This window comes from Mucilaginibacter rubeus (assembly GCF_014643835.1).
GTDB classification, from domain to species: domain Bacteria; phylum Bacteroidota; class Bacteroidia; order Sphingobacteriales; family Sphingobacteriaceae; genus Mucilaginibacter; species Mucilaginibacter rubeus.
On sequence record NZ_BMKD01000002.1, the window covers coordinates 776,325 to 792,866 of the forward strand.

The 16,542-nt window shown below is 42.1% G+C and carries 10 protein-coding genes; 6 read left to right on the forward strand and 4 right to left on the reverse strand.

The genetic code is table 11. The features are described 5' to 3' along the window. Nucleotides 1-26 precede the first annotated feature (26 nt). Nucleotides 27-1,220, forward strand: a complete 1,194-nt coding sequence (locus IEX80_RS09825) for a pyridoxal phosphate-dependent aminotransferase (protein ID WP_188832761.1) — start codon at nucleotides 27-29, stop codon at nucleotides 1,218-1,220. Between the two features lie 195 nt (nucleotides 1,221-1,415). On the opposite strand, the gene IEX80_RS09830 is transcribed toward IEX80_RS09825, so the two are convergent. The 4 genes from IEX80_RS09830 to IEX80_RS09845 all read right to left on the reverse strand — a co-directional run bounded on the left by IEX80_RS09830 (nucleotide 1,416) and on the right by IEX80_RS09845 (nucleotide 8,222). After that, complete coding sequence (locus IEX80_RS09830; protein ID WP_090526363.1) at nucleotides 1,416-1,988, reverse strand: hypothetical protein; 573 nt, start codon at nucleotides 1,986-1,988, stop codon at nucleotides 1,416-1,418. 400 nt (nucleotides 1,989-2,388) lie between these two features. Further along, nucleotides 2,389-5,565: an efflux RND transporter permease subunit gene (locus IEX80_RS09835; protein ID WP_090526361.1), complete on the reverse strand. Its 3,177-nt coding sequence runs from the start codon at nucleotides 5,563-5,565 to the stop codon at nucleotides 2,389-2,391. A 74-nt stretch (nucleotides 5,566-5,639) separates the two neighbouring features. Next, a complete protein-coding gene (locus tag IEX80_RS09840; RefSeq protein ID WP_090526359.1) occupies nucleotides 5,640-6,815 on the reverse strand; it encodes an efflux RND transporter periplasmic adaptor subunit in 1,176 nt (391 codons plus the stop codon). 54 nt (nucleotides 6,816-6,869) lie between these two features. Next, the gene (locus IEX80_RS09845) at nucleotides 6,870-8,222 is read right to left on the reverse strand and encodes a TolC family protein (RefSeq protein ID WP_090526356.1); all 1,353 of its coding nucleotides are present in this window, start codon (nucleotides 8,220-8,222) and stop codon (nucleotides 6,870-6,872) included. 371 nt (nucleotides 8,223-8,593) lie between these two features. Here IEX80_RS09845 and spt point away from each other — a divergent pair, with 371 nt between their 5' ends. The 5 genes from spt to IEX80_RS09870 all read left to right on the forward strand — a co-directional run bounded on the left by spt (nucleotide 8,594) and on the right by IEX80_RS09870 (nucleotide 16,536). After that, a complete protein-coding gene (gene spt, locus IEX80_RS09850; protein ID WP_090526354.1) occupies nucleotides 8,594-9,802 on the forward strand; it encodes a serine palmitoyltransferase in 1,209 nt (402 codons plus the stop codon). 104 nt (nucleotides 9,803-9,906) lie between these two features. Beyond that, entirely contained in the window at nucleotides 9,907-11,025 is a 1,119-nt protein-coding gene (locus IEX80_RS09855) for a GNAT family N-acetyltransferase (protein ID WP_090526353.1), read from the forward strand. Beyond that, nucleotides 11,022-12,008, forward strand: coding sequence for an NAD-dependent epimerase/dehydratase family protein (locus IEX80_RS09860; protein WP_090526351.1), 987 nt, complete (start codon nucleotides 11,022-11,024; stop codon nucleotides 12,006-12,008). The genes IEX80_RS09855 and IEX80_RS09860 overlap by 4 nt, the downstream gene beginning before the upstream one ends. Before the next feature lie 33 nt (nucleotides 12,009-12,041). Next, nucleotides 12,042-13,364, forward strand: a complete 1,323-nt coding sequence (locus IEX80_RS09865) for an inositol-3-phosphate synthase (protein WP_090526349.1) — start codon at nucleotides 12,042-12,044, stop codon at nucleotides 13,362-13,364. A gap of 607 nt (nucleotides 13,365-13,971) precedes the next feature. Continuing rightward, nucleotides 13,972-16,536: a DUF5686 family protein gene (locus IEX80_RS09870; protein WP_188832762.1), complete on the forward strand. Its 2,565-nt coding sequence runs from the start codon at nucleotides 13,972-13,974 to the stop codon at nucleotides 16,534-16,536. The last annotated feature ends 6 nt before the right edge of the window (nucleotides 16,537-16,542 follow it).

Below are 16,542 nucleotides of genomic sequence, written 5' to 3' on the forward strand. Positions count from 1 at the left end.
ATATTTGCCGCGATAACATAATTTATATGAGCGCATTAAGTACCCGGATACAAAACCTGTCCGAATCTGCAACAATTAAAATGGCCAAACTGGGCCGTGAACTTGCCGCTAAAGGTGTCGACGTGATCAGCCTTAGCTTTGGTGAACCTGATTTTCATACCCCTGAACACATCAAGGAAGCCGCCAAGCAGGCCATGGACAAGAACTTCACCTACTACACACCAGTAGCAGGCTACCCTGACCTTCGTAAAGCCGTAGTTACAAAGCTAAAAAACGAGAACAATCTTGATTATGATGCTGCCGACATAGTTGTTTCAACAGGTGCCAAGCAGGCTATCGCTAACGCGGTATTGTGTTTGGTTAACCCCGGCGAAGAAGTAATTATCCCTACTCCTTACTGGGTTTCATACAGTGAAGTAGTTAAATTGGCCGAAGGTAAAAGCGTTTTCATTAACACTACCGTTGATACTAACTTCAAAATTAGCCCTGAGCAGTTAGAGGCTGCTATTACGCCTAAAACCAAACTGTTCATGTTTTCATCACCTTGCAACCCTACAGGAAGCGTTTACAGCAAAGATGAACTTGAAGGTTTAGCTAAGGTATTTGAAAAATATCCACAAGTTTATATCCTGAGCGATGAGATCTACGAACACATCAACTTTGTTGACAAACACGAGTCTATCGCGCAGTTTGACTATATCAAAGATCGTGTGGTTATCATCAACGGCTGGTCGAAAGCTTTTGCCATGACCGGCTGGCGTATTGGTTACACAGCCAGCACTAAAGAACTTGCTGCTGCTTTTGATAAAATGCAGGGCCAGGTAACTTCCGGTACCTGTTCAATCACTCAGCGTGCCGGCATAGCCGCTTACGAAGGTGGTTTGGAAAGCGTGCTTGAAATGCGCGCCGCATTCAAAAAACGCCGTGATATTGTTTATAAATTGCTGAGCGAAATAGAAGGCATTAAAGTAAACCTGCCAGATGGAGCGTTCTACTTTTTCCCTAACGTTACTTCGTTCTTTGGTAAAAGCTACAATGGCCGCGTGATCAATGACTCTGACGACTTGAGCCTTTACCTGCTTGAAGAAGGCCACGTAGCTACCGTGGGCGGCGATTCATTCGGTGACCCCTCTTCAATCCGTTTATCATATGCTGCGGCCGAAGATAAGCTGATTGAAGCTATGAGAAGGTTAAAAGAAGCGTTGGGTAAATTAGTCTGAACCACGATTTTTAGGATTAACGGATTCTCCGGATACTTATCCGGTCGCCTTTCAAATCCCAAAAATCCGGCAAATCTCCAAATCCGGGTTCAGAAATAAAAAAATCCGCTTGCCAAATAACAAGCGGATTTTTTTATTGTAATTATTTTCTTTAAATCAGGACAATCCTGAAATCCTAAAAATCATGGTTCAGTCTTACAATCCAAATCCATAAGCTAAACGTAAGCCAACCAGGCCATAGTTATTGCTTTGTCCCGAGAAGTTTTCATAACGCACACCAATATCCCATGATTTGGTGGCATAACCTAAGCCGGGAGAAAGTATAAGTTTAGTATTCTTTTCACCCCCTGCAATTGGTGGGTGAACTTCAAAACCGGCACCCACCTCTCCTGCGAAATAAAAGCCATCGCCAACAAAAGCTTTAATACCGGCTTTTACAGGAATTATGCCTAAAGACCTGCCCTTAACTGTAACTGTAGTTGTTGACGTAGAGTTGGAAAATGATGAAGTATAGGTTTTACCAAAAAAATTGTAATAACCCGAGGTAAGTGTAAGGGCTAAATCATTACTTACACCATATTGCAAACGAGCGGTACCGCCTAACTCAAATTTTGAAATGTCGTGGGCGTTACCTGTTGGGATACCTGCTTCCAGGCCAACCCCAAAGCGCAACGCGTTTGCTGGTGTGGTTTGAGCTTTAACATTTGTTCCGATGAAGATAGCCACCGCAGTAAACGCCGAAGCTATCATTTTAGTCATTGTTTTCATAGTTGTGTTTTTTAGTCAAATTCTACAATGTTCATTTTTTAATTTTTCATTGTATTAACTCCTCCTTAACAAATACTTTGCCATTATTGGCATCATTTACTATCCAGGATATTATTTAAACTAATAAAACAACCGCATTTAATCCAATCACACACGACTTAATAATTGAAAATCAATAATATTTAAAGCGATAAGGTCAATACAAAATAATTACCGTTTAATATATTTTATGATGAATGGTTTTATTAAAAACTGCCCTGCATAAGCATCAAAAGTGTCTACTAACACCAAATTTCGAGCCTATAAATGGTTAAATAGCGAGGTATAACAGTATACCAAACCTGCCGGAAAGTAAAAAAGAGAGACTTGCGCCTCTCTTTTTACAAAACTTTAACAATTATTATGCCTCCGGCCCGTGCTTTTTAGGATCATAATTTTTTTCAAGCTCGGCAAGTTTTTCTTTACCGTAAGCCATTTTGGTGATCAGGTAAAATAAAACCGGTACTATAAATATAGCTAATGAAGTAGCGGTAAGCATTCCCCCAAACACAGTCCAGCCTATGGTTTTACGGGCTTCAGCACCGGCACCCGATGCAACCATCAACGGACCTACACCTAATATAAATGCCATCGACGTCATGATGATTGGCCTTAAACGCAGGCGGACAGCCTCGAGCGTAGCTTTTTCCAGTTCCATACCTGCATCCACCCGTTCCTTGGCAAACTCTACAATAAGGATGGCGTTTTTGGCTGCTAAACCTATCAACGTTATCAAACCGATCTGGGCGTAAACGTTATTGGTAAGATCAGGCCAGAAAGTAAGGAACAATATGGCACCAAATGCACCCAGGGGCACTGACAATAACACAGAGAAGGGTACCGACCAGCTTTCATACAAAGCAGCCAGGAACAGGAACACGAATCCTATTGACAGTGCAAATATATATACCGTTTTTGACCCGGATAATAACTCCTCACGGCTCAGGCCCGAAAACTCGTAACCGTAACCTTGCGGCAATACCTGCGCTGCTGTCTCTTTCAAAGCGGTAATAGCATCACCACTACTATACCCCGGCTTGGTACTACCGTTAATCTCGGCCGAACGGAACAGGTTATAGTGCGATATCAATGGTGAGTTTTCAATTACCTTATATGATGTAAGTGTGCTCAATGGCACCATGGCTCCTGAAGAATTTCGCACAAAATACTGTCCTATGTTTTGCACATTTGTACGATAACTGGTATCGGCCTGGGCCACTACCCTGAAGTTACGGCCGTAAATGGTAAAGTCGTTGATATAGGTACTACCCAAATAGGTTTGCAGCGCATTGTTCACGTCAGATATCGCTACACCAAGCTTTTTAGATTTCTCTCTGTCTATCGTTAACTGGTAAGCAGGCGTACTGGCAGTAAAGAACGAGAAGGCCCTTGCTATCTCCTTACGCTGATTGATTGCGCCAAGGAACGTTCGGAGCGTTTTCTCAAATACCTTGATATCGCCGCCTGCCTGTTTCTCCTCTAATATAAACGAGAAACCTCCTGTACTACCCAACCCCGGAATTGCCGGTGGCTGGATCACCACAACATTGGCTTCCTTATACTTACCGAGCTTTTGGTTTAACCGTGCAACAAGCGCTGTTATCTGCTGCGACTTTTCTTTACGTTCATCCCAAGGTTTCAACTGCACGAATATGGTTGCACTATTTGATTTACTTGCAAAGCTGATGGCATTCAAACCACCCAGCGCCGCGTAATGAGCTATTTCCGGTACGCTATCAAGCGTTCTCATCATGTTGTGCAACACATCAACAGTACGGCCGGTTGCTGACGCCTCGGGCAAATCAAAAGTAATATACACACGACCATCATCTTCCAGCGGAATAAAACCAGACGGCTTGCTTCTAAATAAAAGTATCGCGCCTATAATGATACATACCAGCAGAATGATAATGTATCTTGAGTTTTTAATGCTTTTATCAACCGTGTTTCGATATTTACCGGTTACGCGGGTAAACCAGGTATTGAATTTAAAGAAAAACTTATTTAAGCCACGAGAGCTTTCATCTATCTTATGCGGCCTTAATATCAACGTACACAATGCAGGTGTTAATGATAGCGCAACAAAAGCCGATATCAATACAGATATGGCAATGGTGATGGCAAACTGTTGATACAATCGCCCTACTATACCCGGCACAAAGCCTACCGGCACAAACACTGCAGCCAGGATCAGTGCAATTGCTATTACGGGGGCCGAGATATCGGCCATAGCGTGCTGGGTGGCTTCTTTAGGTGTCATACCCTCCTCATCCATATAATGCTGTACAGCCTCAACCACCACAATAGCATCATCCACCACAATACCAATGGCCAGTACGAAACCAAACAACGTTAACGTATTGATAGTAAAGTTGAGCGGAATAAAGAAAATGAACGTACCAATAATTGATACCGGAATAGCCAGTACCGGAATGAGGGTTGTGCGCCAGCTTTGTAAAAACAGGAATACTACAATAATAACCAGTACAAGTGCAATAACCAGCGTTTCGATAACCTCGCTTACCGACACCTTTACCACGGTTATGGCCTCAAAAGGAACTACGTAATCTATATCTTTAGGAAAGCTCTTTTTAAGCTCATTCATAGTAGCGTATACATTATCGGCAGTTTCAAGCGAGTTACTGTTCGGGGCCTGGTACACCAGCAGATAAGATGCCCTTTTACCATCAACAAATGAGTTACCTGAGTAGTTGAATTTACCCAGCTCAATCCTGGCAACATCTTTTAAGTGTACTATGCCCCCATTGTTAGGCTGGGTTTTAACAACCACGTTACCAAATTCTTCAGGCTTTTCTAAACGACCTTTTACAATTACCGAATACTCAAATGTTTGCCCCTTTAATTGCGGTGTAGCGCCTACCGTACCGGCGGCAACCTGCGCGTTTTGCTCCTGTAGGGCACTGGTTACATCCGCAGCACTCATACCTAACGCAGCAAGTTTGTCCGGATTAAGCCAGATCCGCATACTAAAATCATCAGCACGTGTAACAACGTCGCCAACTCCTTTGGTACGCAAAATAGCGTCCTTTATAAATACGTTGGTATAGTTATCAGTAAAAGTGACATCATGGGTGCCTTTTGGACTAAACATGGCCACAAGCATCAGGATACTTGGGTTACGTTTACGTACCACCATACCCAAACGCTGTACCTCCTGCGGCAAGGTTGGTAAAGCAATACCTACACGGTTTTGCACGTCGAGCGCTGCGATATTAATATCTGTACCAACGTCAAAGTTAACGGTCATGCTCATTTGCCCGTTACTACTGCTGTTACTTTGCAGGTAGGTCATGCCTGGTACGCCGTTTACCTGAACCTCAACCGGGGTAGCAACAGTTTGCTCTACGGTTAGCGCGTCGGCACCGACATAGTTACCGCTAACTGACACGGTTGGAGGTGTAATATCAGGGTACTGGCCTATAGGCAGGCTGGATATTGACAGGATGCCCACTATTAATATCACCAGGGATATTACAATAGCGGTAACCGGTCGTTTTATAAAAGTATCTGCGATCATTCTTTCTCTATATTAAGTTTTCCAGGGTAGATGCGCCCCTTCTTCGGCTTAAAATTTTTCCTGTTGATATAAATTTATTTTTTGGGTGCTGCTCCGGCCGGCGCGGCTGTTCCGGTAGTGACCCTGCCACCATCGCGCAAACGCTGAAAACCGTCGGTAATCACTTTATCACCTTGTTTTATGCCATCCATTATCACTACGTCGCTGTTAATACGCGGCCCTAATTTCACCTTCACCTGTTTTGCAATTGTATCGCGCCTGTCCTTAACAGTTTTATCGGCAGCTGTATCTTTAACAACAGTATCTCTCGTTGCGAAAACAAAAAACTCACCCATTTGCTCAGTTACTGCTTTGTAAGGGATTTGTACCCGCTGGCCCGACTGGCTGTTCAGCACCTGTAAAACACAACTCATGCCATCCTTAAGCACATCATCCTCGTTCGGGAACTGGATTCTCACCCTAATGCTGCCGGTTTGGTTGCTAACGCCCCTGTCAATCGCCAGTACTTTACCTGTTTTGTTGTATTTGCTTCCGTCGGGCAGCACCAATTTAAAGGTACTGTCGGTACTTGATTTTTGCAGACCGTAAAAGCGGTTGATATCCTGCTCATTGATCACCACATCAACACCTATGGGGTGCTCGGCCGATATGGTGTTCATCAATGTGGTTCCTGCTGCTACCTGTGTTCCAAGCCTCACCTGCGAGATCCCTATTCGCCCCGTAAAAGGCGCGGTAATGGTGGCATATGATAAATCGGTACGGGCCGACTCAAGCGCGGCTTTGGCTACAGCAACCTGGCTTTTATTAGTTTCGTAAGTAGCCTGTGCCTGATCCACTGTCTGACGGGCAATCGCATCGCTCTTAAGCAGCATGTTATACCTGTCAATGTCTTTTTGCGCTTTAACCAAATTGGCCTCGGCGCTTAGCACATTAGCTTTAGCCTGGTCAAAAGCAGCCTGGTATTTGCGTTTATCTATTTCATACAATACTTTGCCTTTTTGCACAACATCACCCTCTTTAAAAAATATACCCGTTACAAAACCCGGTACCTGGCTGCGCAGTTCGACAGTGTTCACCGAAACCACAATACCCTGGTATTTATCATAGTATACTGCTTCGGCTGTTTTAGCGTCGGCAAGGTATACTGGTGTTGGGGGCATGGCCGCCGGCCCGCCCTTTTTAGGTTTACCGCATGATGCCCATGTTAAAAGTGCTGCAGGGGCTAACCAATATATATATGTATGTTTCATGTAGAATAGGTTGTTCGTGTGTTGCTGTAGTTTTTATTTTTTTATAACGATATCTTATGGTTGCTGAACAGGCAGGATTCCAAGGGCTCTCTGCAGGTCAATTTTACTGCTGAGCAAATTGAACAGGGCATTATAATAGCTCAGTTCGGCAGTACGCAGATCTGCCTGCGATACAATTACGTCGAGGTAAGTTTTTACTCCCTCGCGGTATTGCAGGCTTACCACCTTATATACATCTTTTGCAAGTGTTACATTTTCGCGAATGAGCTGGTAGCTGGTATAATTGCTTTTATATGCCGCCAGTGCCTGGGTATATTCCGTATAAATACTATTTTTTGTATTGATCAGGTCCAGGTCGGTACGTTCAACCTGCAGCCTGGCTTTAGCGAGGTTTTGCAGGCGCTTCGTCCCCTGGAAAATAGGTACAGCCAGCGTTAAGCCAACATAACCTGTAGGGAAAGACTTATTATACAAATCACCTAAATCATGACTGAAGTATGCATGCTGGTAACTCCCTACCGCTGATAATGAAGGCAAAAACCCAAAGCGATAGTAATTTACGTTGAGATTATTGAGTGCCTTTGTTGTTTCAAGCAAACGGTATTCGATCCGGTTATTTACATTGAGCGATTGCAAAGTATCAATACTGGCCTCCTGTTCATACCGGCTCGAATCATAAGAAAGGCTTAACGGTGTAGCTGCGCCTACGCCCATGATCTGCTTTAATAAAGCCGTTTTACTTTTGATGGCTTCTTCGGTTTGTTTACGGGTAGCCAATGAATTATTTAAAGCGATGGTTGCCTGCTTATAATCCGTAGGATCGGATACACCGGCGGTATACCTGCTTTTGGCATCCTTCAGGCTTCTTTGCAACCTGATGATGTCCTCATTAGTGATGTCAAGTTGTTTGCCGGATAGTAAAACATCAAAGAAAGCTTTGCTTACATCACTTACTACATCAATCTGGCTGCTCAAGGTGTTCTGCTTATAGTACTCGCGCGAATATCTTTTCGCCCTTGAAGCAAGAAATACATCGTTGTTATATAATACCTGTGAGGCTGTGACACCCAGGGTTGAAAGGTTACGGATACTGCCCGCGTTGCTGGGGATGTTAGCACCGGAGGCACCAGCCTGCGGGCTGCCCTTATAGTAATAATTATAAAGGCCCGAGCCGTTCACCTGCGGCAGCCAGGCCGACAGGCCAATTCTAATATCACGCTCATTGATCTGTTCATCAATGGAAGCCTGCCTTACTGTTGGTTGGTTACGCAAGGCAAAGTCAATAGCCTGTTTTAGGGAAACCGGTCCGCTTATACTATCAGCGGCAGTTTGGGCATAACTATTGCTATGTAAATTCAATGTTAAATTAAGTACAAGAAGCGCCAAAAAGTACTTGTGTTTTTTCATAGGGTAGCTATAAATAACAATGTATATCAGGCAAAAATTATAAGAAAAATTTTATAATTAGTGCAGGATTGTTACGGGGAATGCGAATATGTAATTAATATTACTAATTTAAAATCACGAACAAGAATTTTACGTAAAAAATTACAAAAACACGGGATAGTATCAGCTTTTTGGGCTTTTGACAAAAAAATGAAAATAATAGGCTCGATATAAACAAAAAAATTAATTAATTTGCCGTGTAAGAATTTGTGTGCTTCTTAAGTAGTATTGATACGTTAATAGGCATTATTTTAAAAAAATTTACACACACCGTATAAGTTATATGCTTATTCATGGTATTTTTACACAAAATTTAAGCAGAGTTAATATACATGGTTAAAAAACTACATGGGAAAATCGCTCAGTTTCAAGTAGCAAATATGCTGCGTGAACGGGGGTTATATCCTTATTTCAGGCCTATTGAGTCTGCACAAGACACTGAGGTAATTATTGACAACAAGCGGGTATTAATGTTTGGTTCTAACTCATACTTAGGCCTTACCAATCATCCAAAAATCAAAGAAGCTTCAAAAAAAGCAATTGACAAATATGGCACAGGCTGTGCCGGTTCACGTTTTTTGAACGGCACACTTGATATCCACATTGAGCTTGAAAACAGGCTTGCTAACTATGTAGGCAAAGAAGCTACTGTTTTATTCAGCACAGGTTACCAGGTTAACCTTGGTGTACTTTCGTGCGTTACCGGCCGGAATGACTATATCATACTTGATGAGTATGACCATGCCTGTATCATTGACGGCAGCCGCCTGTCGTTTTCAAAAGTGATCAAGTACGCCCATAACGATATGGCCGATTTGGAGCGCAAATTAAGCATACTTCCTGAAGATGCCGTGAAGATTATCGCTGTTGACGGTATTTTTAGCATGGAAGGCGACATTGTTAAATTGCCTAAGATTGTTGAGCTTGCCGATACTTACGGTGCCAATATCATGGTTGATGATGCCCACAGCCTTGGTGTAATTGGTGATAAGGGTGCAGGTACCGCCTCACACTTTAACCTTACCAATGAAGTTGACCTGATCATGGGTACCTTCAGTAAATCATTAGCCTCGTTAGGTGGTTTCATCGCCAGCGATCAGGATACTATTGATTATATCAAACACCGCGCACGTTCATTGATGTTTAGCGCAAGTATGCCTCCGGGCTCTGTAGCCAGCGTGATTGCCGCATTAGATATCATTGAATCAGAACCGGAGCGTATCGAGAAATTATGGGATAACACCAATTATGCCATGAAACTTTTGCTGGAAGAAGGCTTTGACCTTGGCCCTACCGAAAGCCCTATTTTGCCGATCTACGTTCGTGATAACGAAAAAACTTTCGCGGTTACCAAACACCTGCAAGCTTCAGGTGTATTTGTTAACCCGGTTGTATCCCCTGCCGTTCCTTCCGATTCGTCACTGCTTCGTTTCTCATTGATGGCTACCCATACCTTTGAGCAAATTGACGAAGCCGTTGAAAAACTGTCAAAAGCCTTTAAAGAAGTTGGTGTAACCGCTTCTGTTAAAGAAAAAATATAATGAAGAAACCTGAGGTGCATTTAGCTGCTTTTTAATTAAGGTAAGCTAAATGCACTTTTTATTTTAAAGCATACCAATTTGCTTTATTCAATCATTTACCACACATGATTACAATAGTAACGGTTAAATCAAAAAAAGAACTGGCTTCGTTTATTGATTTCCCGCATGACCTGTACAAGGACGATCCTTACTATGTTCCGGAGTTGTTTATTGCCCAAAGGGACCTCTTAACCAAACATCCCTTCCATAAACACAATACCGTACAACCCTTTTTAGCTTATGATGGCGATAAAATTGTTGGCCGGATAGCCGCGATCCTTAATAACGGCCATAACGAATACAGCCACGTTAACGATGGCTTTTTTGGCTTTTTTGATTGTATTAACGATACGGCGGTATCTAACCTGCTTTTTGAAACCGTTACCAAATGGCTTAAAGAAAAAGGCGTTACCGGCAAATTATTAGGCCCTACCAACTTTTCAACCAATGAGCCTTGCGGTTTATTAATAAAGGGATTTGATAGTTCACCGTTCCTGATGAACACCTATAACTTTGCTTATTACGCTAATCTGGTCGAAAATTTTGGTTTTGCTAAAGATGTCGATCTGATTGCCTGGCACTGGGACGGACAAGCTTATGATGATAAATCAGTACGTTTATTAAACGCGCTTGAAGAGCGGTTAAAGCGAAACGATATAGTTATTCGTAAGATCAACCTTAAAAATTTCAAGGAGGAAGCCGCCAAACTGCGCGAAGTGTATAACTCAGCATGGGACAAAAACACCGGTTTTGTGCCCCTGACCAACGAAGAGTACGATTACCTGGCCAAAGATCTTAAACTGATCCTTGATCCCGATTTTGCCATCGTGGCCGAGCAACGTGGCAAGATAGTTGCATTTGGCCTGGCCCTGCCCGACTATAATGACATCTTCAAAAAAATAAAACGCGGTCGGTTGTTGCCAACCGGTATTTTCAAATTACTGTTCGGCAAAAAAAGCATTACCGGTATCCGTATTTATGCCCTCGGTGTTATTGAAGATTACCGCAAAATGGGTATCGAGGCCTGTTTATATGGCACCATCATAAAGGAATATAAGGCCAAGGGTTATAAACATGCCGAAGCCGGCTGGACACTGGAAAACAACGACATGATGAACCGTGCCATTGAAGCCATAAAAGGCGATCCTTATAAAAAATACAGGTTATATCAAAAAGCGATATGAGGGAGCGGGTTTTAATAACCGGTGGAAGCGGATTTGTTGGATACCATTTGATTGAAGAGGCCTTACAAAACAATCTGGAGGTTTTTATAGCCATCAGAAAAAGCAGTGTAATAAGTCACTTAAACGATTTAGATATCCAATATATCTATCCCGAATTTAACAATAAGGAAACATTAAAGAAGCAACTGGCCGAGATAAAGCCCGATTATATCATCCACGCGGCAGGTGTAACCAGTGCCCGCTCCGAAGCCGAATATAACCGGATCAATGCTACATATACCCATAACCTTGCTTCGGCGGCTTATGAAGCTTGCCCCGATTTAAAAAAGTTTGTACTTATTGGCAGCCTGGCTTCGGTTGGGCCGCTTAATACGCTAACCGGCACCATAACCGAGGCAACCCCTCCGCATCCTGTTACAGCATACGGCAGGAGCAAATTGCTTGCCGAACAGAAATTAAAAACGGTGAGCGGCCTGAATTATACCATACTAAGACCTACCGCGGTTTACGGACCAAGGGACACCGGCATATTTATATTTTTTAAACAGATAGTGAAGGGCATTGAGCCCTATATAGGCAAGGCGCAGCAAAAACTCAGCTTTATATATGTTAAAGACCTGGCCAAAGCAAGTATCAAGGCTTTATACGGTGGCAATAACAAGACATATAACCTGAGCGATGGTAATTTTTATAACCGTTATGAGTTAGGCACCATCACCAAAGATGTATTAATGCTAAAAACGCTAAAGTTTCATCTGCCTGTAAATTTTGTTAAAATGATTGCAGCAGTATCTGAAAAAATAAGTTCTTTGAGCAACAAAGCTGCAGTGCTGAATATCGAAAAGCTTAATGAACTGACCGCCATTAACTGGAATTGCGATATTGAAGCAGCTAAATCCGACCTGGGTTTTTATCCTTTATACAATCTGCAAAGCGGCATGGCCGAAACGCTAAAATGGTATAAAGCCAACAAATGGCTTTAACCAATTAATTTGAAATAAATAATAGTAACATAAATGAAAATCAACATTACACCTGCTAAAGGTAAGCTTGGCATCCTGATCCCCGGGTTAGGCGCTGTAGCAACTACCTTAATTGCCGGCGTAGAGGCCGTTAAAAAAGGCATCTCGCAGCCAATTGGCTCCCTTACTCAAATGGGCCACATACGTTTAGGAAAAAGAACCGAAAACCGTAACCCGAAAATTAAAGAATTTGTTCCTTTAGCCGATTTAAACGACATCGTATTTGGCGGTTGGGATGTTTATGAAGATAACGTATTTGAAGCTGCCTCAAACGCACAGGTATTGGAAGCAGGACTTTTACATTCGGTTAAAGCCGAATTGGAAGCTATAAAGCCAATGAAAGCCGCGTTTGATAAAAACTACGCTAAAAACCTTGATGGCACCCACGTTAAAACCGGAACCAGGCTTGAACTTGCCGAGCAGGTAATGGAAGATATCAAAAACTTTAAAGAGGCTAATGGTCTTGACAGGGTTGTGTTGGTATGGTGTGGTTCAACCGAGATCTATTATGAAGCATCTGCTGTACACCAGTCATTAGCCGCTTTTGAAGAAGGATTGAAAAATGACGACAAGCTGATCGCTCCAAGCATGATCTATGCTTACGCGGCTTTAAAATTAGGTGTTCCTTTTGCTAACGGCGCCCCTAACTTAACAGTTGATATCCCTGCTTTAATCGAACTGGCCAAATTAACCAAAACCCCGATTGCTGGTAAAGATTTCAAAACAGGTCAAACTTTAATGAAAACAGTATTGGCCCCAGGTTTGGCAGCGCGTTCATTAGGTGTGCATGGCTGGTTCTCGACCAACATTTTGGGTAACCGCGATGGCTGGGTTCTTGACGATCCGGATAACTTCAAAACTAAAGAAGTATCAAAACTGGGTGTATTGGAAGATATTTTCAAACCGGAAGATAACCAGGAACTTTATGGTAACATCTACCACAAAATCCGTATCAACTACTACCCTCCGCATGGTGATAACAAAGAGAGCTGGGATAACATCGATATTTTTGGCTGGTTAGGCTACAAAATGCAGATCAAGATCAACTTCCTTTGCCGCGACTCAATCCTTGCTGCCCCTATCGCGCTTGATTTGGCTATCTTCTGCGATCTGGCTAAACGTGCCGGCATGAGCGGTATCCAGGAATGGCTGTCATTCTACCTGAAATCGCCTCAAACTGCACCGGGTTTACATGCAGAAAATGACATCTTTAAACAACTGATCAAATTGGAGAATACCCTTCGTTACCTGATGGGCGAGGACCTGATCACCCACCTTGGTTTGGATTATTATGACGATATGTTCGCGACCGAATAATCGTTAAATTACCAAATACCGTCAAAACAGCCGTAAGCAACTAAACCCTGCTTTACGGCTGTTTTGTTTTTATCAGGTAAAAATGATCATACGCAAGTAACATTATTTTAAGGCAATAGTCTTATTGGCGCTAATGTTAATTTGTTAAATAATGTTATTTATTAACCTAAACGACTTCTTCCAAACAATCAAAAAATGGCAAATAACATCTAATTATCAGAGCGTTACGCAATTGGTTATATAACTAACAGCAAACAATAGGAATACTAACTAACCGGCCAAGCCGTTGTTTGAGTTTAGTTATAATTACAGTAATATGATAGCGTAAATAGCTGTAAACAATATTTGACTTTTTGACCACATTAGTCTGTAGTGATTTTTTTTACCTTTGGCCTGTTAATTGTAAACTCCGTAATAACCATCTGCCGGGAGTGTACAAAACAAGGTAAGTGTAGAGAGATTAAGCGGCAGAACAATGAAAAACATACGGAGGCGGGCATAATTAATCTGCCAAAAATATTTGAATAACCGATACATACCTCTTTATCCGATAATAAAAGTGTTAAGCCGAAAAAAGAAGTTTGTATTTGCACAATGCACAAAGTACATGGATTGTAAAAAATTTTATAAAAGCTTATTTTTCTTAATACTGTTCTTCTCTGCTTCGGCATTATATGCGCAGCAAACGGTAATAACGGGTACTGTTACCGATGCAGGTAATAAACAAACCCTGCCTTCTGTTAGTATTTCTTTTACGGGCAGCACTACCGGTACCACTACAGATGTTGATGGCAAATATCGCCTGGCTACAAACAATCAGCAATATAAACAAATCAAAATTTCATTTTTAGGCTATAAAGATGCTTTTTTAGCTGTTGTTCCCGGTAAAGAGCAGGTTATCAATGTAAAGATGTTCCCCGCTTCTCAGCAACTTAACGAGGTTGTGGTAAAATCGGGCAAAAAACCTAAGTACCGTAATAAAGACAACCCCGCTGTTGAGCTGATCCGTAAGGTTATCGAAAATAAAGAAAAGAACCGTCCCGAAGCATACAACTATGTTGAATACAAGGAGTATGATAAAATGATGTTTGCACTAAGCAATGTATCCGCCCAGTTTTCGGACAGGAAATTCTTTCGCAAGTATAAGTTCATTTTAGATAACCGCGATAGCTCATTGGTACCAGGCAAATCATTGTTGCCTATTTATCTTGATGAAAAGCTGCAGCAGGTTTATTACCGCAAAAACCCCGAAAAAACAAGGGAAGATATAACCGGCCAAAAAAGTGTTAACTACGGTGCGGGTATCGATAATGAAGGGCTTACCCAATATTTCAAGCACTTATACAACAAGGTTGATATTTATACCAACAACGTATTTTTGATAACCAGCCAGTTTCTTAGCCCAATATCTGACAACTCGCCGAACTATTACAAATACTTTATTGCCGATACCATTGTTGACGCACATAACAACAAACTGGTTAAGCTTGACTTTACCCCCCGCAATACAACCGACGTACTTTTTGAGGGTAGCATATACATCACGCTTGATGGTAACTACGCTGTACAAAAGTGCGACCTGACCATTAATAAACATATCAACATCAACTTTATCAGGTCGATGACTGTTAACCTGGAGTTTCAGCAAAACCCCGATGGCCGATATCATCTGAGCAAAAGTACTACCATTGCAGATTTTGGCGCTTCCAAAAAAGATGCAAAGAGTGGTTTATTTGGTATCCGGGCCATAACCTACAGCAATTACGTGGTTAACAAACCCCGGCCGGATACAACTTACCAGGGATCGCCATATGCTGAATTAAGCGATGAAGTGAAACATCGCCCCGAATCCTTCTGGCAGGAAAACAGGCCGGATACTTTAACGCTTGCCGAATCAAAGGTTTATAAAAACATCGACAGCTTGCGTAATATGCCTTCGTTTAAACGTACGGTTGATATAGCAACGCTCCTGCTTGCAGGCTATAAAGGCTTTGGTAAATTTGAGTTAGGTCCTGCCAACACATTTTACAGCTTTAACCCGGTTGAAGGTTTCCGTTTACGTGTAGGCGGCCGTACAACACCCGAATTAAGCAAACGTTATTATTTTGAAACTTATGCAGCTTATGGTTTTAAAGACGAGCGCTGGAAGTACTTTTTAAGTGCAACCTACTCCATTAATAATAAATCTATCTATCGTTTCCCTCAAAACTATATTAGGGCAAGTTTTCAGCGTGATACCAAAATCCCTGGCGCAAGCCTGCAGTTTGTGCAGGAGGATAACTTCCTGTTATCGTTTAAGCGTGGTGTGAACGATAAGTTCCTTTATAACGATTTTTACAGGTTTGATTATTTACACGAACTGGAAAGCCATCTTTCGTTTGCCGCGGGCTTCAAAAAATGGACCCAAGAGCCGGCGGGATCATTATATTTTGATAATATTGTTAATGATCTGCCAAATTCTATCCATCATTTAACCACCACCGAGCTTACCGGAAGTATCCGCTGGGCACCTCATGAGCAGTTTTACCAGGGCAAGATCTATCGCATCCCTATCCCTAACAAATACCCGGCCTTTGAACTTGATTATGCTCAAGGTATTAAAGGCTTATTTGCCGGCGAATACAATTATCAAAAGCTTGACTTCCGTGCCGATAAACGTTTCTATTTTTCGCAGTTAGGTTATGCGGATATTAATGTTTCGGCAGGTAAAATCTTTGGTTCGGTGCCGTACCCTTTATTAACCATACACAGGGCTAACCAAACTTACGCGTATGACCTCGACTCATACAACTTAATGAATTTTTTGGAGTTTGTGAGTGATAAATATGCCAGCTTCAGGATAGATCAGCACTTCAGCGGTTTCTTCTTTAATAAAATACCTTTGTTAAAGAAATTGAAATGGCGCGAAACCGCATCGTTAAAAGTACTATACGGCGGCCTGTCTGATCAAAACAATCCTTCGATACATCCGTCATTATATCAACTACCTGTTGGCACCGATGGCGTGCCGATTACTTATACATTGGGCAAAACGCCTTATGTTGAGGGTAGTGTTGGTATTGAAAATATATTTAAATTTATACGCATAGATTTTGTGAGGCGCTTTAACTACCTTGACCAGCCAAACGTTGCCCAATGGGGCCTGCGCACAAGGGTTAAATTCGACTTCTAATCATTG

Coding starts and splice junctions, on each gene's coding strand:
- IEX80_RS09825 (WP_188832761.1), top strand. CDS start 27: ATGAGCGCATTAAGTACCCGGATACAAAACCTGTCCGAATCTGCAACA.
- IEX80_RS09830 (WP_090526363.1), bottom strand. CDS start 1,988: ATGAAAACAATGACTAAAATGATAGCTTCGGCGTTTACTGCGGTGGCT.
- IEX80_RS09835 (WP_090526361.1), bottom strand. CDS start 5,565: ATGATCGCAGATACTTTTATAAAACGACCGGTTACCGCTATTGTAATA.
- IEX80_RS09840 (WP_090526359.1), bottom strand. CDS start 6,815: ATGAAACATACATATATATATTGGTTAGCCCCTGCAGCACTTTTAACA.
- IEX80_RS09845 (WP_090526356.1), bottom strand. CDS start 8,222: ATGAAAAAACACAAGTACTTTTTGGCGCTTCTTGTACTTAATTTAACA.
- spt (WP_090526354.1), top strand. CDS start 8,594: ATGGTTAAAAAACTACATGGGAAAATCGCTCAGTTTCAAGTAGCAAAT.
- IEX80_RS09855 (WP_090526353.1), top strand. CDS start 9,907: ATGATTACAATAGTAACGGTTAAATCAAAAAAAGAACTGGCTTCGTTT.
- IEX80_RS09860 (WP_090526351.1), top strand. CDS start 11,022: ATGAGGGAGCGGGTTTTAATAACCGGTGGAAGCGGATTTGTTGGATAC.
- IEX80_RS09865 (WP_090526349.1), top strand. CDS start 12,042: ATGAAAATCAACATTACACCTGCTAAAGGTAAGCTTGGCATCCTGATC.
- IEX80_RS09870 (WP_188832762.1), top strand. CDS start 13,972: ATGGATTGTAAAAAATTTTATAAAAGCTTATTTTTCTTAATACTGTTC.